Here is a 21,945-nt window from a genome sequence, read left to right on the forward strand (position 1 = left end):
CCTCCGAGACGCCGCTGGTCGGCGTCGTCATGGGCTCCGACTCCGACTGGCGCGTGATGAGCGACGCCTCGCAGGTGCTCACCGAATTCGGCATCCCCCACGAGGTGGAGGTCGTCTCGGCTCACCGCACGCCCGACAAGCTCATCCGGTACGGCCGCGAGGCGCGGGCGCGGGGGCTGCGCGCCATCATCGCCGGAGCCGGTGGGGCCGCCCACCTCCCCGGAATGCTCGCCTCCGTCACCGCGCTCCCGGTCATCGGCGTCCCCGTCCAGCTGGCCACGCTCGACGGTCTCGACTCGCTGCTCAGCATCGTGCAGATGCCCGCCGGGATCCCCGTCGCGACGGTGTCGATCAACGGGGCGAAGAACGCAGGGCTCCTCGCCGCGCGCATCCTCGGTGCCGCCGACGTCGCCCTCGGCAACCGCGTCGAGGGCTACGCCGCCGATCTCGAGTCCCAGGTGGAGGAGAAGAACCGCCGCCTCAAGGAGTCGTTGTGAGCGTCGCCGCCCCGCCGCGGCCGCGCGCCCGCCCGTCGCTGACGGAGTCCCGGCCCCTGCGTCATCCGGACGCGTCGTCGCGCGAGGTCATGACGCGGCGCGGGTGGTGGCTCGTCGTGCTCAACGTGCTCATCCCCGGGTCGGCGCAGATCCTCGCGGGCAACCGTCGCCTGGGCCGATTCGGCCTGGGCGCCACGCTCTTCCTCTGGACGGCCCTCGTCCTCACGGCGGTGGCGGCGTTGCTCTGGCCGAGCGGTCTCTTCGCCCTCGCGACGGGCTCGTTCATCCCCGACTTCCTGTCGTGGTTCCGGTGGGTTCCGCTCACCCTGGTGCAGGTCGTCCTCGTCGGCTACATCGTGCTGTGGATCGTGCTCACGATCGACACCCTGCGGCTGGTGCGACTCGTGCGGACGGGGCCCGTGGCCCGGTGGATCATGACGGTCGTGTCGGTGGGGCTGCTCGTCCTCACCGGCTCGGGTGCCGCGTGGGCCGCCCAGGCCGCCGGGACGACAAGGGACGCCTTCGCGTCGATCTTCGCCGAATCGGCACCCGTCGTCCCGCCGTCCGACGGCTACTACAACATCCTCCTCCTGGGTGCCGACTCGGGTGAGGGGCGCGACTCGATGCGGTTCGACTCCATCTCCGTGGTCTCGATCAACGCCTCCACGGGAGCGGTGACCATCACCGGAATCCCGCGCGACATGCCGAATTTCCCCTTCGCCCCCGGGCCCATGCAGGACCTGTACCCGAACGGACACCAGGGCAAGTACGACCCGACCTGCGGCTGGGGCAGCGGCATCAACCAGCTCCGCACCGAAGTCGAGGTGTGCCAGGACGGAAACGCCCTCTACCCCGACGCCAAGGCCAACGGCTCCGAACCGGGCATCGAGGCGACCAAGGATGCCGCCGAGGGCATCCTCGGCATCCAGATCCCGTACTACGTGCTGATCGACATGAAGGGCTTCGCCGACGTCGTCGACGCGCTCGGCGGCGTCGACATCAACGTCCAGGAGCGCCTCCCCAAGGGCGGGCCTGCGTACGACGGCCAGCCGGTGGACGACTGGGCCTTCGGCTGGATCGAGCCCGGTCAGCAGCACATGGACGGAGACACCGCCCAGTGGTACGCCCGTTCGCGGTACACCACGAGCGATTTCGACCGCATGCGCCGCCAGCGCGAGTTGCAGGAGGCGATCCTCGCGCAGTTCACCCCGCAGAACGTCCTCCAGCACTTCCAGCAGGTGGCCGCCGCGGGGACGAACATCCTCGAGACCGACCTCCCGCAGGGTCTCATCGCCCCGACGCTGGTCGACCTCGCGCTGAAGGCAAAGGGCCAGCCGGTCACGACGATCGAATTGACCCCCGAGGGTGGCGTCGACGAGTTCGACCCGGACTACGCGCAGGTGCAGCAGATCGTGCGCGACAAGCTCCACCCCCCGACCGAAACGGAGAGCCCCGCGCCGTGACCGTCACCCTTCGCGTCGTCCTCGACCAGCTCGTCGCGCCGACTTCCCGCGACCTCGCGGAAGCCTCGGCGTCGCTCGCCCAGGCCCTCGTCGACACCGCCCCGCGCGGCTGCGACGTCGCGGCCATCACTCCCGCGCCGGGTCTCCCCAACGACGCGGGCGTCACGGGTCTCAGCGCCGAGACGCGCCTGTCGATGCGCCGACGCGAGCTGGCGGCATCCTGGCAGCTCGGGGTGGCGCCCGGCATCGGTCGCGGGCTCATCCACTCGCCGACCGCGCTCGCCCCGCTCGTCCGGCACGACCGTGTCAACGAGACGCATCAGATCGTCGTCACGCTGTGGGACCTCCGCGCGTGGGAGACACCGGACGAGCTGCCCCGGGCCGAGGTCCTCGCCACCCGCGCGCTGCTGTCGCGCATCGGCAAGCACGCCGATGCCGTCGTCGTGCCCTCGCACGCCATGGCCGAGCGCCTGGCGGAGGTGGCCAAGGCCAAGCTCGTCGCGAAGGTGCGCGTGATCGGCGGGGCGCCGGCGGCCGGGTTCCGTGCGCCCTCCGATGCCGTCGGCCGCCTCCGTGCGCTCGACCTGCCCGCGTCGTTCGTCGCCCTGGCCGGCGGCGCCGCCGCCTCGGACGGCCTCGCGGACGCCTTCGCGGCCCTGGCGTCGGAGTGGGACGGTGACGTCGTGGTGCTGGACGTGCCGGAGGGGGAGGAGCCGGCGGTCGTCGAGCTCGCGTCCGCCGCGGGGGTCCCCGAGGCGCGCGTCCACGCGCGCGGTACTCTGGACCAGTGGGACCGCGCCGCGGTGCTCTCCCACGCGGTCGCGTTCGTCGCGGCGAGCACCCGGACCGACTGGCCGTGGCGGGCCGTGGACGCACTCGCCCTCTCCGTGCCGATCGTCGCGCGAGACACCGCGGTCCATCGCGAGGTGCTCGCCGACGCGGCCGCCTTCGCCACGGAGAGCGGACTCGGCGCTGCCGTCGCGCGCGCTCTCGGGGAGGACGCGGAGCGCCTGCGCGTGCTCGCCGGTGATCGCGCGAAGGGGTTCGCGTGGGCGGCGTCCGCCGACCGCGTCTGGGCTCTGCACGCCGAACTCTAGGCGGGACCTATGCTCGAACCCATGACCGCGCGCGTCGGAATCGTCGTCCGCACCCGACGACGTCCCGACTTCCTCCGTCGGGCCCTGGCCGACATCGCCGCCCAGTCGTACTCCGACCGGCGCGTCGTCGTCGTGAACGACGGGGGCGATCCGGCCGAGGTCGAGTCGGTCGTGGCCGAGGCGGGAGGCGCCGCCGACGTCCTGCACATCGCGCCGGGCGAGGGCGGGCGGTGCATCGCCGCGAACGCCGGCGTGCGCGCGGCGGCGACCGAGCTGATGGTCCTCCACGACGACGACGACCGGTGGCATCCGGACTTCCTCGCCCGCACCGTGGAGTGGCTCGATACGCACCCCGGGGATGCCGCGGTGTCGGTGAGCACCGAGATCGTCTACGAGGAGGAGCGCGAGGGGCGGTGGGTCGAGGTCGGTCGCGCCCCGTTCTGGGCGGGGATGCAGCGGATCTCGCTGGGCGAGATGCTGAGCGTCAATCGCGCGGTACCCATCTCCGTCCTCTATCGGGCGGCGGTCCACGAGGAAGCGGGCTGGTACGACGAGTCGCTGGAGGCCGTCGAGGACTGGGACTTCTACCTCCGCGTGCTCGCCCGGGCCGGATTCGGCTTCGTCGCGGGCGAGCCCCTCGCCTACTGGACACAGCGACCGGATGCCACGGGCATCGCCGCCAACAGCATGTTCGCGCTCGCCGACGCGCACGCTCGCGACGATGCGCTGGTGCGCGATCGGGCGCTCGAGCAGTGGACGCGACGGGAGGGAGACGGGCTGCCGCTCTACCTCGCCGCCCAGCAGCAGCAGCTCATCGCCCACCTCGAAGAGCTGTCGACGCGGCAGTCGGAGCGGCTGCGCGCCGAGATCCGCGACGACCTGCGACGCGAGATCGATGCGCACCAGCCGGTGTGGTCGCGCCTGCGACGCCTCCGGCGCCGGGTCGGCCGCGGCTGACCGCCCGCGGCGTGGCAGCCGCCGTTCGCGGCGCGCAGCCCGCACAATGATCGCGTGATCCCCGTGAACCACCCCCGGACGTCCCCCTCAGGGAAGAGGAGTCGCCGCTGGGCCGTGCCCGTCGGCGTCGTCGCGCTTCTCGCCCTCGCCGGCTGCGCGACACCCGTCGGAGGCGCGGTGTCCACCGGAACGCCCACCCCATCGGCATCCATCTCGTCGACGCCCGAGCCGAGCGCCTCCTCGACACCGACCGCGGTGCCGACGCCCTCCGTCACCCCGTTCTCGGGAGACGTTCTCGTCATCACCTCCGAGATCGTCGGCGGCAACCTCGAAGTCACGGCGATGGTGCCGAAGGTTTCCGAAGACGACGGCACCTGCACGCTCGAGCTCGTGGGCACCGACCGCACGGTCTCGGTGACCGGCACCGAGGGCAAGGACGTGACCTACTGCGGAGTCATGTCGATCCCCGTCGACGATTCGTCGACCGCGCCGCAGTTCCGGGTGCGGTACGAATCTCCCTCCACGCGCGCCGAGTCGGCCGTCTCCACGGTCGAGCCGGCGCCGTGACCGCACGGTCCCGCCCTCGCGCAGCCCTCGCCGTCCTCGCCGCCTGGGTGTGCGCGGCAGCCCTCCTGGTCGCGCTGCCGGTGGCGCTCCCCGCCACGGTGGCGCCGGTGGCATCCGCCTCCGCGGCGAATGCGGCCGACTGGAACCCCGGCAACATCATCGACGACGCGTTGTTCTACGACGGCTCGGCGCTGAGCGCGTCCGACATCCAGGCCTTCCTGCAGAAGCAGGTGCCGAACTGCCGGAGCGGGTACACCTGTCTCAAGGACTACCGCCAGAACACCGACGACCGGCCGGCCGACAAGTACTGCAACGGATACGCGGGCGCGGCGAACGAGAGCGCCGCGACGATCATCGCCAAGGTGGGCCTCTCCTGCGGGATCAGCCAGAAGGCCATGCTCGTGCTGCTCGAGAAGGAGCAGCGGCTGGTCTCCTCGACGTGGCCCGAAGACTTCCAGTACAAGGCCGCCACCGGACAGGGATGCCCCGACACCGCGCCGTGCGATGCGTCCACGGCCGGGTTCTTCTATCAGGTCTACTACGCCGCGCGACAGTTCGAGATCTACCGGCTGAACCCGACGTGGTGGGGCTACCAGGCGGGGCGCTGGAACAACATCCTCTACAACCCCACGACCAGCTGCGGCACGCAACGCGTCTACATCGAGAACGCCGCCACGGCCGGGCTGTACATCTACACGCCGTACGTGCCGAACGCGGCGGCGCTCCGCAACCTCTACGGCGAGGGTGACGGCTGCTCGGCGTACGGCAACCGCAACTTCTGGCGCATCTATACGGACTGGTTCGGGTCGACCCGGGACATGGGGAACCCTTATGGGCCGATCGGGTCCGTCGATGCCATCACCCGGGTACCGGGCGGTTTCCAGGTGTCGGGATGGACCGCGGATCCCGAGACCTCCAATTCCATCAGTGTCCAGGTACGGGTGGAGGGGACCACACGCACTGTGACCGCTGACGGCTATCGCGCAGACGTCGCCGCGGCCTATCCGACGCTCGGCGGAAATCACGCCTTCTCCCTCACCGTCCCCGCGGCGCAGGAGGGCGACAACACCGTCTGCGTCATCGGGATCAACGTCGGCCAGGGGCGGGACTCCCAGCTCAAGTGCGACCGTCTCGCGGCCATGGCAGGCTCGCCGTTCGGCAATCTCGAGGGGGTGACGGCGCAGGCGGGCGCCGTCGCCGTCGGCGGCTGGGCCATCGATCCCGACACCACGCAGCCGATTGCCGTGCACGTGTACGTCGACGGGGTGGGCACGGCCCTGCTGGCGGACTCGTCCCGCACGGACGTCGCAGGCGCCTACCCCGCCTACGGAGCCAAGCACGGATTCGGCGCCGTCCTCCCGGCCGCACCGGGGGCGCGCACCGTCTGCGCGTACGGGATCAACACGGGCCTCGGCGGGAACGTCCAGCTCGGTTGTCGCACGGTGACCGTCGGCCAACCGGTCGATCAGGGGCGCGTGCCTTTCGGCGCCCTCGACGCCGTGGTCGTCCAAGGCACGAGGGTGACAGCGAGCGGGTGGGCCATCGACCCGGACACTTCGCTGCCCATCCAGGTCCGCATCGAGGCCTCGGGCGCGTCCTCGTCCTCGTCTGCCGACCTCCCGCGTTCCGACGTCGGAGCGGCATACCCGGCCTCCGGCCCGAATCACGGCTTTGCGACCTCCCTCACCCTCATGGGGGGCAAGCACGACGTCTGCGTCTTCGCCGTCAACAACGGGAAGGGCGGTGACGGCGCTCTGGGATGCCGGACGATCACCATCCCTGTGCCCGACCTCGGGCGGGCACCCATCGGCATGCTCGAGGGCGTGAGCGTCAGCGGGATGACGGCCACCGTCAGCGGATGGGCGCTCGACCTGGACACGACCTCGCCTGTGTCCGTTCATATCTACGTCGGAAGCAGGGGAGCGGCCTACACGGCCGATTCGGATCGCCCCGACGTCGGGGCGGCCTACCCCCTCGTCGGATCGCGGCACGGTTTCGCCGAGCGCATCACCGTTCCCGCAGGCACGTCCTCGATCTGTGTCTACGTGATCAACAACGGCGCCGGGGGTAACAGCTCGCTCGGATGCCGGACGGTCGATGTGGCCGACCATTCACGGCCCCCGATCGGCAACCTGGAGGCGGTCGGGGCGACCGCGGGCGCCGTCACGGTCGGCGGGTGGGCTCTCGACCCCGACACGAGCGATCCGATCGCCGTTCACGTCTACGTGGACGGGGTCGGAACGGCGATCCTCGCGAACGTTTCGCGTGCGGACATCGCGGCAGCTTTCCCCGGCATGGGTGACCGTCACGGGTTCTCCGCGCGCGTCCCTGCGGCGAAGGGTTCGCACACCGTCTGCGTCTATCCGATCAATGACGTCGAGGGGCCGAACACGTTCCTGGGTTGTCAGACCGTCACGGTCGGATGAATGGGGGAGGGCGTCGGAGATCCTGCGTCGACGCCCTCCCCGATCAGGCTGTCACGTACGCTCGGAGTCGGTCCGGGCCGAGGGGCGCGCACACGTACGTGCCATCGCCGAGTTCGAGGACGCTGTTCCGGGGCCGCGGTGCGACCGGTCCCGCCGCGTCGGCGAAGTACTCCTCGGTGGTGACCCCGGTTACGCGTGCCGGGTCGTGACCCGTCATGCGGTATACCTCGCGCGCGATGTCGTACCAGGAGACCGGGTCGCCCGCCGAGGTGACGTTGTAGACGCCGTGAGCGGCGCGGGTCTCCAGCAGCGTGCGGATGGTGGCTGCGATGTCGGTGGTGAAGGTGAGGCGTCCGGTTTGGTCGTTGACGACGCGGGGGTTGATGCCGCGTTCGGCGAGGGAGGCCATGGTGCGCACGAAGTTGTCGCCGTCGCCGATGACCCAGCTGGTGCGGAGGATGTAGTGGCGGGGAACGCTGGAGACGATGGCGTCGCCGGCGGCCTTGGTCTGCCCGTACACACCGAGGGGGGAGACGGGGTCGGCGGGGGTGTAGGCGCCGTCCTTGGTCCCGTCGAAGACGTAGTCGCTCGACACGTGGACGAGGGTGATGCCGTTGTCGGTGGCGATGCGGGCGAGGGCGGCGACGGCGGTGACGTTCGCGGCCCAGGCGTGGGTACGGCCTTCGGGTGTTTCGGCGGCGTCGACCTTGGTGTAGGCGGCGGCGTTGATGATGGTGGCGTAGTCGCGCCAGCGGCGGGCGGTCGGGAGGTCGGAGGAGGTCAGGTCGAGGTCGTCGCGGGTGGTGTAGTCGATCCAGGGGTGGTCGCCGAACTCTGCGCGGAGGGCACGGCCGAGTTGCCCGTTCGCGCCGGTGACGAGGATCCGCTTCGGCGGCATCGGGACGACGTCGGCGAGCCGCGGGTGATTCTTGTCCTTGTCGCTGATTTCGACGCTGTCCAGGGGAATCGGCCACTGGATGCCGACGGTCTCGTCCGCGAGATTGAGGAAGGTGTAGCTCGCGGCGGGGGACCAGTGGTCGTTGACGAGGTAGGTGTAGGCGGTGTCGGGTTCCAGGGTCTGGTACGAGTTGCCGACGCCTCGCGGCACGAAGATCGCTTTCGACGGGTCGATCTCGGTGGTGTACACGGCGCCGAAGGTGTCGCCTTCGCGGAGGTCGACCCAGGCGCCGAAGATGCGTCCGGTGGCGACGGAGACGTACTTGTCCCAGGGCTCGGCATGGATGCCGCGGGTGGTGCCGACGGCGTCGTTGAAGGAGATGTTGTTCTGCACCGGCCCGAAATCGGGCAGGTGGACCCCTTCGGCGGTCATCTTCTCCCGTTGCCAGTTCTCTTTGAACCAGCCGCGGGAATCCCCGTGCACGGGCAGGTCCAGCACGATCAGGCCCGGGATGGGGGTTTCGGCGGTGGCGAGGGTCTTGCCGAACGCGGTGGCCATGCCGCTCACTGTCCCTTGCTGGCGTAGAACGCTTCCACGCCGTCCTTCGCCGGTGCCCACCAGGCCTCGTTCTGCCGGTACCAGTCGATGGTCGCGGCCAGGCCCGATTCGAATTCGCCGTATGTGGGGGTCCAGCCGAGCTCGGTGCGCAGCTTGGTGGAATCGATCGCGTACCGCAGGTCGTGCCCGGGACGGTCGGTGACCAGGTCGTACGCGTCGGCGGGCTGGCCCATGGTCTGCAGGATCAACTCGACCACGGTCTTGTTGTCCTTCTCGCCGTCCGCGCCGATGAGGTAGGTCTGCCCGATCTCGCCTCTGTCGAGGATCGTCAGCACGGCGGAGGAGTGGTCGTCCGCGTGGATCCAGTCCCGCACGTTCTCCCCGGTGCCGTAGAGCTTCGGACGGATGCCACGGATCACGTTCGTGATCTGACGGGGGATGAACTTCTCCACGTGCTGGTAGGGGCCGTAGTTGTTCGAGCAGTTGCTGATGGTCGCGCGCACCCCGAACGACCGCACCCACGCGCGCACGAGCAGATCCGACCCCGCCTTCGTCGAGGAGTACGGCGAGGAGGGGTTGTAGGGCGTGGACTCGGTGAATCGGGCCGGGTCATCGAGCTCGAGGTCGCCGTAGACCTCGTCGGTGGAGATGTGGTGGAACCTCACGTCATGCTTCCGCGCGGCCTCGAGCAGCGTGTACGTGCCGACGATGTTGGTGTCCAGGAACGGCCGCGGGTCGTGCAGCGAGTTGTCGTTGTGGGACTCCGCAGCGTAATGAACGACCGCGTCGGCCTCGGCGACCAGCGGATCAACCACCGCGGCGTCGGCGATGTCGCCCACGACCAGTCGCACACGATCCTCCGGCAACCCCGCCAACGACCCCCGATTCCCGGCATACGTCAACTTGTCCAACACCGTCACCGAGTGATCCGTGTGCGCGGTCACATGGTGGACGAAGTTCGAACCGATGAACCCGGCACCGCCGGTGACAAGAAGACGACCCATGCGGCCAGACTAACCGGGCTCACCTGGGACGTACGGCGGCCGACGGATTGGCGGGGACCGGGTGGGTCGGGGAGAATCGAGGAATGCGTGGCATCATCCTTGCGGGCGGAACGGGGTCGCGACTGCACCCCATCACGCTCGGCGTCTCCAAGCAGCTCGTCCCGGTGTACGACAAGCCGATGATCTACTACCCACTGTCGACGCTGATCCTGGCCGGCATCCGCGACATCCTCATCATCACGACTCCACAGGACTCCGACCAGTTCCAGCGGCTGCTCGGAGACGGGTCGCGTTTCGGTATCTCCCTCACCTACAAGGTGCAGCCGTCGCCCGACGGACTCGCCCAGGCATTCCTCCTCGGTGAGGAGCACATCGGGTCCGAACCGGTCGCCCTCGTGCTCGGCGACAACATCTTCTACGGGCAGGGCATGGGCACCCGGCTGCGCCAGTACACGCAGCTCGATGGCGGCGTCGTCTTCGGATACCGTGTGGCGGACCCGACCGCATACGGTGTCGTGGAATTCGACGCCGACGGGCGGGTGGTCTCGCTCGAGGAGAAGCCGGCATCCCCCAAGAGCGACTACGCCGTTCCGGGTCTGTACTTCTACGACAACGACGTGATCGAGATCGCCCGTGCGCTCACGCCGTCTCCACGCGGTGAGCTCGAGATCACGGACGTCAACCGCACGTATCTGGAGCAGGGTCGGCTGCGTGTAGAACTCCTGCCACGCGGTACCGCCTGGTTGGACACGGGCACCTTCGATTCCCTCGCCGAAGCGACGGACTTCATCCGCACCGTCGAGAAGCGTCAAGGCCTGTCCATCGGCTGCCCCGAAGAGGTCGCGTGGCGGATGGGCTTCCTCACGGACGACGAGTTGCGCGCACTGGCGGAGCCTCTGGTCAAGAGCGGGTACGGTGCGTACCTTCTCAAGGCCCTCGACCAGGGACAGTCGCGTGGCCGCTGACCCCGGCGTGCCGCCGCGATTCCCGCTCGGCGGCACACGCGCTGTCGCGTACGCGGTGCAGACCCGATCCGGACGGATGAGCGGTGCCGCCCTGCACACCCTCGCCGGTCTGAGAGCCGAAATGGATCACGTCCTCGTGGTCGCGGGTCCGCTCGACGCGACGGGACGCGCTCAGGTGTCTGCGCTCGCCGACGAGATCGTCACGGTCGGGCCGGAGACCCAGGGATTGTGGGCGTACGCCCACGCTCTGCGGGTGTGGGGTCCCCGGGCTGAAGCCTTCGATGAGATCGTTCTGACCTCCGACGCGTGGTTCGGGCCGGTGTCGCCGCTGGGTCCGGTACTCCAGCGTCTCGAGTCGCGTTACGTGGATGTGTGGTCGCTCACCGATCGCCGTGACGTCGTGCGGGGCGACCGTTCCGAGGGGCGTGACGGCGTCGTCCGGCTCAGTGCATACTGGCTCGCCGCGCGTCGCCGGGTCCGGCAGTCCCAGGCGTGGAAGCAATTCTGGTCATCGCTGCCGGCCCGACCAGACCAGGACTGGCGCGTGCGCGAGATCGAGAACCGCTTCAGCGATGTCCTGACCGCGGACGGGTTCCGTCTCTCGGCGGCATTCTCCAGCGACGACTACCCCGCGGAACACGCCGACATGTTCAACGTGGATCTCCTCATCGAGGACGGGTGTCCATCCGTCCCTCGCGCCGTATTCGATGGATACCCGCTGTTCTTCGACCAGCACGCGATCATCGGTCGCCGACTCGCGGCGGCGATGGCCGAACACGGGTACCCCGTCGCGTCGATGTGGTCCGACCTGGCACAGCGATGTGCGCCCAAGCGGCTGCACACCACCGGTGCCATGCTCGAAGTCATCCCTCCGGTGCGTGCCGCAGTCGATACCCGCGCGGCCCGGATCCTCGCGATCATCCACGTCGTAGACCTCGACGCGCTGACGGACGTCGTCGCCCGGTTGAGCGGCGTGCGCTCGCTCCAGCGCGTTGTTCTCACCCTTTCGGACGGCGTGACGGAAGACGTGGTCACCGACATCTGGGACGCTGCCGGGCCGACCGATCTCCCCTACGAAATCCGGCCGGCGAGGTCTCGCGTCGGAGCGGACACCGTCGTGGCGTTCGACGAATGTCGGGACCTGCTCCTCGCGGACGACGTCGACCTGGTTCTCGCGTTGCACACGGGTACGCCCTCGGGGTTGACGCGCAACGCCCGCGATTACTTCCGGCGCCAGCAGATCGACTGCCTGCTGGGGCACGGCCCGGCCCACCTCGCGCAGATCGTGGACCTGTTCGACCGCGACCCATCGCTCGGTCTCGTCTTCCCGCCGACGCCGCATATCGGCATGTCGAGCCTCGGCGAGGGGTGGGCGGGGCATCGAGACGCCGCTCTCACCGTCCTCGATCGGCTGGGGATCACGGTGCCCGTCGACTGGGCCAGCCCGCATGCGCCGATCGGGGGGATGTGGATGGCGCGGCCGCAGGCGGTACGCGCACTTTCTTCAGTGAGGTGGACGCACGACGTGGCGGCGGGCGAGCTGTGCATGCGGCTGCCCGCGTACGCGGCGGGCGAGGCGGGCTTCGTCAGCAGGACCGTCGCAACGAGCGAGCACGCGGGCCTGAGCCACGCTTCCCTGGAGTACATCGGGGATCACATGGCGATGACGTCGTACGGGTATCCCGCCGGTTACACCAACCTTCTCCACCGCGCCGGACCCGTCGGATCGGGCCGCGCCGTGGACTTCACCCGCATGTGGCTCCGCTACCGGCATCCCCGGGTCTGGTCCGTCGTGGCGCGGGCCGCGAGCGCCGTCAGAGTCGCCCGACGGCTGCAAGGCCGACTCACCGGAAGGAGGCGTTGACATGACGCACCCGTCTCGTTTCCCCGATGGCGGCTCGCGGGCCGTCGTCTACGTGATCTACGACCGCCGGGGCCGGATCGAAGACTTCGTGCTGCACGCCCTGCGCGGCCTGCGAGAGCACGCCGATCGGATCGTCGCGGTGGTCAACGGAGAACTTCTTCCCGAGGGCCGTGCGAGGCTCGCCGAGGTCGCCGATGACGTTCTCCAGCGGGAGAACGTCGGGTTGGACATCTGGGGCCACAAGGCGGGGCTCGACCTCCTCGCGGCGGAACTCGACGCCTTCGACGAGATCATCCTCACCAACGACACCTGGTACGGCCCGGTGCGACCCTTCGCGCCGGTCTTCGAGTCGATGGAACAGGCCGAGATCGATTTCTGGGGGCTCACCGACCACCCGCGGGTCGAGCAGGGCGCGTCCTGGACCGGCGAGGTGATCCCGTATCACCTGCAATCGTTCTGGATCGCCGTGCGGAAACGGATGTTCACCTCGCCCGCGTGGCGAACGTACTGGGACGAGCTGCCCCTCCTGGATGACTGGACGGAGGCCGTCACGCGGCACGAGGTGACCTTCACCGAGCACTTCGCCGAACGAGGGTTCACGCATCGCGTCGGATTCGCTCACGACCGTTACGACACCGAGAACCCCTCCGTCTTCAATGCTTCGCAGATGCTCGACGACGGATGCCCCATCGTCAAGCGGAAGCCCTTCTACTTCTGGCCCGTGACGATGGACCACGAGGCGTCGATCGGCAAATGGCTGCTCGAGAAGGTCGAATCCTACGGGTACAGCGCCGATCTGATCTGGAGCCATCTGACACGTAACGCTCCGCCGCGGGACCTCACCGCCGATCTCGGCCTGCTCGAGATCCTGCCGAGCGTGGATGTGTCCTACGACGCGGATCGACCGTTGCGGATCGCCGTCATCGCACACATCTTCTACGTGGACATGACCGACGAGATGGTCGACCGTGCGGACCTGTTGCCCTGCGACTACGACCTGATCATCACGACGCCCGACGCCGAACGGGCGCGGGCGATCGAGGAGATCCTCGCGGCCCGAGCCCGCCCCGGGCGGACCACGGAGGTCCGCGTACTCCCATCGAACGACGGACGCGATCAGAGCGCCTTCCTGATCGGATGCCGCGACGTGATTCTCGGCGACGAATACGATCTCATCGTCAAGGTCCACACGAAGCGCACTCCCCAGCAGGGGTTCGCGGTGGGGCAGCATTTCAAGGGGCAGCAGCTCGACAATCTGCTTCCGGACGCCGGGTACGTCGCCAACCTGGTGGCGCTCTTCCAACGGGACGAGTCTCTCGGGCTTGCCTACCCGCCGATGATCCATATCGGCCACGGCACGCTGGGGCATGCGTGGTGGGGGAACCGCCCCCGATTCGAGCGGGTCGCCGAGGAGTTGGGGATCGCGGTGCCCATCGACAACGTCTCGCCGCTCGCGCCCTTCGGCTCGATGTACGCGGCGCGGCCGCGTGCGCTGCGCATCCTCGCGGCACGCGATTGGCGATACGAGGAATTCGGGGGGAAGGACGCCTACAAGGACGGCGGGCTGGCTCACGTGCTCGAACGGATGCCGTCGTACGCGGCGGCCGAGGACGGTTTTCACACCCGCACGATCCTCACCGCGGAGTACGCCGCGCTGAGCCACACCTCGCTGGAGTTCAAGGTCGATGAGATGGCCGCGACCCTGCCCGGGTCGCTCCGGGACAAGACGCTCTTCCTGCACCGTGCGGGCTGGATGGGCACAGGGCGCGCGACCGACTTCTTCTGGATGTACCTGCGCTTCAACCGACCGGATCTGGTCCCGCGCTTCGAACGCGTGCGTGCACTGGTGAGCGCCCCGCGCCGCATGCGGGACATGGTCCTGCGTCGCTCCCGCCGCTGAACGCACAGGGGGCGTCGAGGCGCGTCAGAGCGATCCGTCGATCTCGCCCGTTAGAATCATGATTCCCGAAGAACGATGGTCAGGCTTGGAAAAATCAGAGAGATTCGCCGCGCTCGCGCTCCTACCGTTCGCGACGGTGGATGCACGTGGCATGTCCTTCCCCGGACGCGGGGGCAAGCTCCGAGAACTTTTGTCTCGTCGCGACCTGCTGTTCCTTCTGATCCGGCGGGACCTGCAGGCGCGGTATCGCGACAGCTTCCTCGGGTTCTTGTGGACGGTCATTCGACCGCTGATCCAGTTCCTGATGTATTTCATCGTCCTCGGTCAGTTTCTGCGCGCCGCCGAGGGCATCCCGAACTTCGCGATCTACCTGTTCGCCGGCCTGACGCTGTACCAGTTCTTCAACGACACCGTGTCGGGTGCGACCGGCTCGATCCTGATGAACTCGGGATTGGTGAAGAAGATCTATCTCCCTCGTGAGATATTCCCCTTCGCCAGCGTCGGCGGCGCCGGGTTCATGTTCCTGGTCCAGCTCTCCGTGCTGGTGATCGCCGCTCTGGTCTTCCAGGCGCTTCCGACCCCGGTCGAGATGCTGTGGTTCTTCCCCTCGCTCGCCCTCGTCCTCGTGTACGGGACGGCGGTGGGGCTTCTTCTGAGCGCCGTCAACGTCTACTTGCGCGACATCCAGTACCTCACCGAGGTCGTGCTGATGCTCGCGATGTGGGCGTCTCCCATCGTCTACTCGTGGCGGATGGTGAGCGACGTGATCGCGCGATTCTCGCTCCCGTCGTGGATTCTCGAGGTGTACCTCGCCAACCCGCTCACCCTCGCCATCCTCGGCTTCCACAAGGCGTTCTGGGGGGCGGGATCACCGCAGGACTACCCTCCGGGTCTCGAGCTCCGCATGCTCGTCGCCGGGATCGTCGGGCTGGTGCTTCTCTTCGTGTCCCACCGGGTCTTCACCCGCCTGCAAGGAAATTTCGCTCAGGAGCTGTGATGGACGACGCTTTCGGCCCTGTGGTTGTGCGCCTGAACGAGGTGCGCAAGCGTTTCCGCGTCCGCAAGGACAACAGCCTCAAAGACCGCATCGTGCACCTGGGACGTCAGGGGAAGACGCACCGGGAGGATTTCGTCGCCGTCAAGGACGTCAGCATCGAGATCGGGGCCGGGACGACGGTCGCCCTCATGGGAGCGAACGGCTCGGGCAAGAGCACGCTGCTCAAGCTCATCGGCGGAATCGTCTCGCCCACGTCCGGAACCGTGCAGACACGCGGGCGGATGGCAGCGCTCCTCGAGCTCGGTGCCGGATTCCACCCCGATCTGAGTGGGCGCGAGAACATCTATCTCAATGCCGCGATCCTCGGGCTGAGCCGCGCGGAGGTCGACGCGCGGTTCGAGGACATCGTGGAGTTCAGTGGGATCGCCGACTTCATCGACACCGCCGTGAAGTTCTACTCCTCGGGGATGTACGTGCGCCTGGCCTTCTCGGTCGCCATCCACACGAATCCCGACATCCTGCTCGTCGACGAGGTGCTCGCGGTGGGCGATGAGGCGTTCCAGCGCAAGTGCATGGATCGGATCGCCAGGTTCCGGGCGGAGGGCTGCACGATCATTCTGGTCAGCCACTCGGCTCAGCAGGTGGCGGAACTCTGCGACCGTGGAATCGTTCTTCGCAAGGGCGAGGTCGTGCACGACGGCGACGTCGATGAGGCAATCGGGGTCCTCCGCGACGTTCTCGAAGGCCGCGACGACGCCACGGTCAGCGAGACGGCCGGTGCCGCACCCATCAATGTCGCGAGCGTCGAGATCCTCGGTGTCGATGGCGAACGAAACCGCACGTTCGACTCCGGTGAGCCGCTCACGATCCGACTCGGCTTGCGCTCGGCGCGGCCGATCACGCCCTGGGCTGCAGGGTTCAGCATCAACACCCCGATGGGGCACATGGTGTTCGCGTCCAACACCGATCTTCTGCACACGCCCCTGCCCCCCATCGACGGAGAGCTCTCGATCGACTTCCGGGTCGGCGCGCTGCACCTGGGCGAGGGGACCTATCACGTGCATGCGAACGCCGTAGCACCCGAGGAGGGCGGGGTGCACGGGATCGCACATGGTGCGACCTTCAGCGTCCGGACCCCCGAGCCCACGCTGGGCACGGCGACCGCCGACGTCGCGGTGACCGTGGGCTGACCGCGATCCCCGACCTCAGCCGCGGAGCTGGAGTGCGGCGTCGAGCAAGGTCCGAGCGCGGGCGTCGAACGAGTGTTCGCGCCTCACCCGTTCGGAGATCAGGGAGAGCGTCTCTGGGTCGGGGAACATTTCGTCGGGATCGCTCGACAGCGTCTGGAGGAGTTCCGGCACCGTCTCATAGGTAGCGACGGCACCGGAGAAGAGCGCGTCGATCCCGTCCACCTGGTCGCTGACGGCCCGGCCCCCAGCGGCCACGACATCGAACAGTCGGTTCGACACGAAGCCGTGGCGCTGCATAGCGGGCCAGTGGTCGTTGAGCACGGCGCGCGCACCCTCATACAAGCGCGGGAGTTCACTGTTGGGGACGTGTGTGGCGACGATCGTCGAGGGCGGAATGTAGCCGCGCCAATCCGGACCGTAGACATCGACGGGGAGTCCCGCGCGGATCGGCTCGACGACCGAAGGCCGCGCTATTCCCCGCGACGTCCCGACGAACACGTACCGGTCGCCCCGGGGGGTGCCGTGCGGGCGGAATCGTTCTGTGTCCGTGCACTGAAGGAGCGGATGAACGTCGCGCTCCCACTCGCGCGTCTTGGCGCGCGCCCAACTCTCCGACGCGGCGAACACCGCGTCGAAGCCCTCGACATCGTCGCGGTCCAGCTCGTCCGGGTGGCTGATCACCCACAGCAACGAAACCGCCCCGGGCTGAGGCAGGAGCGGCTCCGGGCCGCGAAGGGCCAGCACGACCTCATCGAGCGCGGAGGACGGGCGATCCCGCGCCGCATACGCGTCGATCACCACCTCCTGTCCGAGTCGGCGCAGCGCGTCGGCGATCCCGCGTGCGAAGTGGGTGTCGCCCCAGGCCTCGCCGGGACGTCCGGGGGGCGCGGCGATCTTGATCGCCCATCGAAGCGAGGGGGAGCGTCGTCCTCCCGGAAGCGCGGTATCACGGGCCAGACGCCGGAAGCGTGGACCGGAGGAGGTCCAGCCTTCGACCACCCAGCCGAGCGGTGCCACGAGCTCGGCGATGTCCGTGTCGGGGCCCGCGACGGGCCTCGAGGACGCGCGCGGGAGAGCCGGGGCCCGCACGACCGCGTCCGTCAGGGTACGAGCCGCTCGGTCCGAAGGCGCCACAGGGCGGGCGTAGGTCGTGCCATCCACCTCCGAGGAGAGGACGACGGGCCCGAGCGCCATCGCGTCCTCTCGAGGGAATCCGGCGAGAAGACGGTATGAACGTCCGTTTCGCACACCCGTGCCGGCGGAGGCCACCGATCCATCCCATCCGAGCCAGAGCGGGGCGACCGGGCCGTCCGAGGCGGACCGTGCGAGCACGAGGAGATCGTCGGCGGAGATCTCGGCGTGCGGGCCGCGCACGACGACGACCGCGTCCGCGGGGAGGGTCGCCGCCACGCGGCTCGCCACGTCCTCGGTGTCCCGGACCAGGACGGTGTGCGGCCGGGTCGCGGCGATCTGGGCCGCCGCGGCGGCCACTTCGCTCCCCCAACCGCCGAGCGCCAGCACCAGTGCGGCGCCGATTCGATCGGCGGCGTCCCTCGTCTCCCGGAGAGGGGTGGCCGGGAGCCCTTCGTCATCGGCGAAACGGGCCACGACGGCCGCGGGGGCGTCGAGGACGCGGGGAATGACCCCTCGAGCTCCCGCCACCGCCGCGCATGCGGAGGCATGCAGGACGTCCCAGGACGTCCGCTCGCCGTCGGAGACTTCGAGGACGCCCTCCTGCCGGGCGCGGCGCCACGCGTGCCCCAGCACGCTGCCGCGATCGTCGGGGGAATCGGGGTTGCGGGTCGCGTAGGCGGGCGCGTCCCACACGACGCTCGCTTCGATTCCGCGCACGTCGTTCGCCAGATATGCGTAGAGTGCGGGCACGCGCCCGGCGTCCGGGAGTTGCGATGACACCAGTCGCTCCATGAACAACGGGTTCAGCGCGAATCCGGATCGGAAGCCGCCCCGCACATAGGCGCGGACGGCGCGACTCGCGGTCGGGGGGCCGCCCTGGGCGACGACGAACTCGAGGTCGACGACGTCCGCACGGCGGATCGTGCGCGCCCACCACCATCGATCGGCCGCCACGACCAGGGGCGCCAGGACTGAGGACGACCGCGCCCGACGCAGAATCGCTCGGGCTCGTCTCCGCACCCGTCAAGTATAGGAACTTCCCGATCCGCCGCCGTCGCCGCTGCCGCAGGAGCCACAGGCGGGGCAGTAGACTGTCCTGGTTATGACGGACCTGGGTGATCGCGTCGCCGTGCTCGTGCCGGCGTGGAACGAGGTCCGTAATGTCGGCCACACCGTTCGTGAGATCCGAGCCGCGGACGACCGATACGACGTCATCGTGATCGACGACGGATCCTGGGACGGGACGAGCGAGGCTGCCCGTTCCGCCGGAGCGGAAGTTCTCGTGCTGCCCTTCAACCTCGGGGTGGGCGGCGCGATGCGGACGGGCTTCACGTTCGCCGCGCGCCGGGGATACTCCCGGGCGATCCAGGTGGATGCCGACGGCCAGCACAACCCCGATCACATCCGCCTGGTCCTGGACGGGCTCGAGCGGGCCGACATCTCGATCGGCGCCCGGTTCGCGGACGTCGGCGACTATCAGGTGAGCGGTCCACGACGATGGGCGATGGTGTTCCTCGCTGCCATCGTCTCGCGGGTTTCCGGCGTCCGGCTGACCGATGTCACGAGCGGATTCCGCGCCGCGAACCGGCGCGCCATCGAGCAGTACGTGCGCTACTACCCGGCCGAGTACCTCGGCGACACCCTCGACTCACTCGTGGAGGCTCTGCACTCCGGTCTGACGGTGACGCAGGTCCCGGTGGCGATGCGGCCGCGCATGCACGGCAAGCCGAGTCAGAACGTCGTGGGGTCGACGGTGTATCTCGTGCGCTCCGTGTTCGCCATCTCGCTCGCGCTCATGCGAGGCGCCCTACGCCGGAGGCCCCACGCATGATCGTTCCGGTCGGCATCGCGTTCGCGCTCGTGATCCTCACGATCATCGTCGTGCTGCTCATGCGTCGCCATCTGCGAGAGAAGTACGCCGTCATGTGGCTGCTCATCGGAGCGGCGATGCTCGTTCTCGCGTTCTTCCCCGACCTCCTCAGCGGGTTGGCCGGGCTGCTGGGCGTGCTCGTTCCCGCGAACCTCTTCTTCGCGCTCGCGGTTGCCTTGCTGACCGGAGTGACGCTCCATCTGTCGTGGGAACTCTCGCGCGCCGAGGAAGAGATTCGCCGCGTCGCCGAAGAGGTCGCGATCCTCCGCGCCGAGGTCGACGACTTGCGAGCGAACAACTCCGGCGACCGTTCCGACTGAGTCGGTGTCCGCGGACGCGACGCTCAGACGGTTCCGGCGAACCCGCGGGCGATGAGGTCTTCGACGATGATGTCGGAGGGTGAGGCGGACTCCGCGTCGGCCGCAGCCCGCCGGGTGTCCGCATCGGCGAGGAATCGACGGACGACGTCCTGGTCCCAGTGGGACAACAGGGCGCTGGTGCCGAGGCCTTCCGAGCGTTCAGTGGCCATGCGGTGGATGAGGGTCGGGATGCCGAACACGGCCGACTCCTCCTGCACACCGCCCGAATCGGTGACGACGAGCTGCGCGCCCTGCAAGCTGGCTACGAAGGCCGCGTGCTCCTGCTTGGCCGTCGGGGTCAACCGCGACAGCCCGTGTTCGCCGATGACGCGTTCGATCGCGTCGCGCGAGTATGAGTCGACGACGACCCTGAGGTCGACCGGGGTGTGGTCGTTCAGGGTTCGCAGCGTTTCGACGACGAGTTGAGGGTTCGAGATGAACTCGAACCGGTGCAGCAGCACGAGTCCGTAGGGGGATGACGACGCGTCGGTGCGGAGCCCGCGCGCGGCACTGTCGCGGACGGCATCCTTCACGGTGTTGCCCTGGGTCACGATGACGTTCGACCGCCCGGCGAGGTTGGCTGCAGTCTCGGGTGTGGGGGCGTAGTGGATGGCGGCGAGGCGACCGACGATGCGCCGGTCCAACTCCTCGGGGAAGGGATGCCGCCAGTCGCCCGACCGCAGGCCGGCCTCGACGTGGGCGACGGGAACGCCGGCAAGACGGCCGATGAACGTCCCGAGCACCGTCGTCATCGTGTCGCCGTGGACGATCACGACGCCCCCGCGGGGAGCGCGGCGAAGAGCGCCCAAGTGGCGGATCGCCCACCCGCCCACGGTCGCCATCCAGCCGACCATCTGGATGGGGCGCTTGAGCGGACGACCCCGCCACCCGTCGGCGATGACCCGATCGGGACCCCGCAGGCCCAGTTCGGGCATGGCGGCCCGCAGGGCGTCGGTGTGCTGGAACGTCACCCACTGCTGGTAGGCCACCCCGCGGTCGTCGAGTCGGCGCATGATCGGGGCGAGTTTGATGGCTTCTGCGGTCGTGCCGTAGATGAAGACGATCATGGCGTGTGCTCCTTCGGTGCGCGCGAGAGGAAAGCGGCGCGATGGATTCCGATGCCCCGGACGATCCCCGCCCAGAACGGCGCCGCGAACGGCAGCAGGTATGTCAGGAAGGCTCGGATCGACCGGGGCGGACACCGCCGGGACGCGGCGGTTCCGCTCACGGCGGCGACGGCGGCGGCGAACAAGCCGCCGATCGGGAGGAGTCTCCGCGCGCGTCCGCCGATAACCGCCGACAGGAAGATCGCGCCGAGGGCGAGGGGGGCGACGGCGAGGAGGAGGAGGACGACCGACCGCAGTGGGGTCGTCCCGGCGTACGAGTCGACGAACAGCGTCCCGCGGTCGAAGGAGTGAGCGAGGAAGCCCCGTACGGTCGTACGGGGGCGATAGGTCGCCCGGAATACGGGGTCGAGCCGGATGCCGCCGTGCCCGGCGATCCAACGGAGCACCTTGGTGTCGTCGGACACGAGGGGGGATTCGACTGTCGGAGCGGCGAAACGGAACGCCTCGTCCAGCACCGTCCGCGGAGCCAGGAACATCGTCGTCCCCTTCGGTGCCCGATCGAAGTTCTCCGGGGTCAGGACCATGGGGCGTGGGTCGGCGAGGTAATGGGACCAGAACAAGTGGGTCGGCACTTCCCAGAAGAGCCCGACGAGCGGCGTGGACGGATCGATGACGATGTGCCCGTTCCACACGCGGAGGTCGTCGTTCGCGACCCGCGGCCAGACGTCGCGGAGGCTGTCGGGCCCGATGAGGACTCTCGAATCCAGCAGGAGGACCATGTCTGCCCTCGCGGACTCGAGGCCCCGACGCCGTGCGGCGAAGCGGCCGGCGTTCGGCTGCGTGATCACCTCCGAGCGGCCGGGGAAGGTCGCGGTGGCCGAGCGGGTGGCCCCGGCCGTGTCGTCGGTCGAGCCGTCGTCGACCACGATCAGCTCCACGTCGAGCCCCGCGCGCTGCACCGCCTCCGACAGGGCGGCGACGGTCGAAGAGATCCAGGGAGCCGAGTTGTACGCGGGGATCACCACGCTCAGAACCGGCATCGGCGACGCGCTCATCGCAGCCCCGGCCGACGGCGCGCCCCAGCCGTCACGGCATGGGGCGATCTCGGCGCCGGATAGCATGGAGCGGGGCT

At 69.0% G+C, this 21,945-nt stretch carries 18 protein-coding genes; 13 read left to right on the forward strand and 5 right to left on the reverse strand.

Annotation, left to right across the window (positions count from 1 at the left end):
• The first annotated feature begins 29 nt into the window (after window positions 1–29).
• Genes purE through QM517_RS12960 form a run of 6 tightly spaced genes read left to right on the forward strand, consistent with a single transcriptional unit; the run spans window position 30 to window position 7,007 of the window.
• Complete coding sequence (purE, locus tag QM517_RS12935; RefSeq protein ID WP_283288291.1) at window positions 30–497, forward strand: 5-(carboxyamino)imidazole ribonucleotide mutase; 468 nt, start codon at window positions 30–32, stop codon at window positions 495–497.
• Window positions 494–1,960 (forward strand): LCP family glycopolymer transferase, encoded by a 1,467-nt coding sequence (locus QM517_RS12940; RefSeq protein WP_083735008.1) that lies wholly within the window; start codon window positions 494–496, stop codon window positions 1,958–1,960. Before purE ends, QM517_RS12940 begins: the two co-directional genes overlap by 4 nt.
• Window positions 1,957–3,057: a glycosyltransferase gene (locus QM517_RS12945; protein ID WP_283287911.1), complete on the forward strand. Its 1,101-nt coding sequence runs from the start codon at window positions 1,957–1,959 to the stop codon at window positions 3,055–3,057. The genes QM517_RS12940 and QM517_RS12945 overlap by 4 nt, the downstream gene beginning before the upstream one ends.
• 21 nt (window positions 3,058–3,078) lie before the next feature.
• On the forward strand, window positions 3,079–4,014 hold the full coding sequence (locus tag QM517_RS12950) for a glycosyltransferase (protein ID WP_283287912.1): 936 nt from the start codon (window positions 3,079–3,081) through the stop codon (window positions 4,012–4,014).
• 54 nt (window positions 4,015–4,068) lie between these two features.
• Window positions 4,069–4,581 (forward strand): hypothetical protein, encoded by a 513-nt coding sequence (locus tag QM517_RS12955; RefSeq protein ID WP_283287914.1) that lies wholly within the window; start codon window positions 4,069–4,071, stop codon window positions 4,579–4,581.
• Window positions 4,578–7,007: a hypothetical protein gene (locus QM517_RS12960; protein ID WP_283287916.1), complete on the forward strand. Its 2,430-nt coding sequence runs from the start codon at window positions 4,578–4,580 to the stop codon at window positions 7,005–7,007. Before QM517_RS12955 ends, QM517_RS12960 begins: the two co-directional genes overlap by 4 nt.
• Before the next feature lie 43 nt (window positions 7,008–7,050).
• On the opposite strand, the gene QM517_RS12965 is transcribed toward QM517_RS12960, so the two are convergent.
• Both QM517_RS12965 and rfbB read right to left on the reverse strand, forming a co-directional pair.
• On the reverse strand, window positions 7,051–8,463 hold the full coding sequence (locus QM517_RS12965) for a bifunctional dTDP-4-dehydrorhamnose 3,5-epimerase family protein/NAD(P)-dependent oxidoreductase (protein ID WP_283287918.1): 1,413 nt from the start codon (window positions 8,461–8,463) through the stop codon (window positions 7,051–7,053).
• 5 nt (window positions 8,464–8,468) lie between these two features.
• Window positions 8,469–9,467 carry a dTDP-glucose 4,6-dehydratase gene (rfbB, locus tag QM517_RS12970; protein ID WP_077050446.1) on the reverse strand — a complete coding sequence of 333 codons (999 nt, stop codon included), beginning with the start codon at window positions 9,465–9,467 and terminating at the stop codon, window positions 8,469–8,471.
• Window positions 9,468–9,550: 83 nt separating this feature from the next.
• Here rfbB and rfbA point away from each other — a divergent pair, with 83 nt between their 5' ends.
• From rfbA to QM517_RS12995, 5 genes are all read left to right on the forward strand, one after another.
• Complete coding sequence (gene rfbA / locus QM517_RS12975; protein ID WP_077050445.1) at window positions 9,551–10,432, forward strand: glucose-1-phosphate thymidylyltransferase RfbA; 882 nt, start codon at window positions 9,551–9,553, stop codon at window positions 10,430–10,432.
• Window positions 10,422–12,296 (forward strand): rhamnan synthesis F family protein, encoded by a 1,875-nt coding sequence (locus QM517_RS12980; protein WP_077050444.1) that lies wholly within the window; start codon window positions 10,422–10,424, stop codon window positions 12,294–12,296. Before rfbA ends, QM517_RS12980 begins: the two co-directional genes overlap by 11 nt.
• Before the next feature lies 1 nt (window position 12,297).
• Window positions 12,298–14,196, forward strand: coding sequence for a rhamnan synthesis F family protein (locus tag QM517_RS12985; protein ID WP_283287922.1), 1,899 nt, complete (start codon window positions 12,298–12,300; stop codon window positions 14,194–14,196).
• A gap of 136 nt (window positions 14,197–14,332) precedes the next feature.
• On the forward strand, window positions 14,333–15,193 hold the full coding sequence (locus QM517_RS12990) for an ABC transporter permease (RefSeq protein WP_238592338.1): 861 nt from the start codon (window positions 14,333–14,335) through the stop codon (window positions 15,191–15,193).
• Complete coding sequence (locus QM517_RS12995; RefSeq protein ID WP_077050441.1) at window positions 15,193–16,383, forward strand: ABC transporter ATP-binding protein; 1,191 nt, start codon at window positions 15,193–15,195, stop codon at window positions 16,381–16,383. Before QM517_RS12990 ends, QM517_RS12995 begins: the two co-directional genes overlap by 1 nt.
• 15 nt (window positions 16,384–16,398) lie before the next feature.
• On the opposite strand, the gene QM517_RS13000 is transcribed toward QM517_RS12995, so the two are convergent.
• Window positions 16,399–18,537 (reverse strand): glycosyltransferase family protein, encoded by a 2,139-nt coding sequence (locus QM517_RS13000; RefSeq protein WP_283287925.1) that lies wholly within the window; start codon window positions 18,535–18,537, stop codon window positions 16,399–16,401.
• A gap of 82 nt (window positions 18,538–18,619) precedes the next feature.
• Here QM517_RS13000 and QM517_RS13005 point away from each other — a divergent pair, with 82 nt between their 5' ends.
• Together QM517_RS13005 and QM517_RS13010 are read left to right on the forward strand one after the other, a co-directional pair.
• Window positions 18,620–19,348: a glycosyltransferase family 2 protein gene (locus QM517_RS13005; protein WP_077050439.1), complete on the forward strand. Its 729-nt coding sequence runs from the start codon at window positions 18,620–18,622 to the stop codon at window positions 19,346–19,348.
• Window positions 19,345–19,707, forward strand: coding sequence for a DUF2304 domain-containing protein (locus QM517_RS13010; protein ID WP_077050438.1), 363 nt, complete (start codon window positions 19,345–19,347; stop codon window positions 19,705–19,707). Before QM517_RS13005 ends, QM517_RS13010 begins: the two co-directional genes overlap by 4 nt.
• A gap of 23 nt (window positions 19,708–19,730) precedes the next feature.
• Here QM517_RS13010 and QM517_RS13015 read toward each other — a convergent pair whose 3' ends face one another.
• Entirely contained in the window at window positions 19,731–20,813 is a 1,083-nt protein-coding gene (locus QM517_RS13015; protein WP_077050437.1) for a UDP-N-acetylglucosamine 2-epimerase, read from the reverse strand.
• Window positions 20,810–21,853 (reverse strand): glycosyltransferase family 2 protein, encoded by a 1,044-nt coding sequence (locus QM517_RS13020; protein ID WP_283287929.1) that lies wholly within the window; start codon window positions 21,851–21,853, stop codon window positions 20,810–20,812. Before QM517_RS13020 ends, QM517_RS13015 begins: the two co-directional genes overlap by 4 nt.
• Between the last annotated feature and the right edge of the window lie 92 nt (window positions 21,854–21,945).

This window comes from Microbacterium sp. IEGM 1404, from assembly GCF_030056775.1.
Lineage (GTDB): Bacteria > Actinomycetota > Actinomycetes > Actinomycetales > Microbacteriaceae > Microbacterium.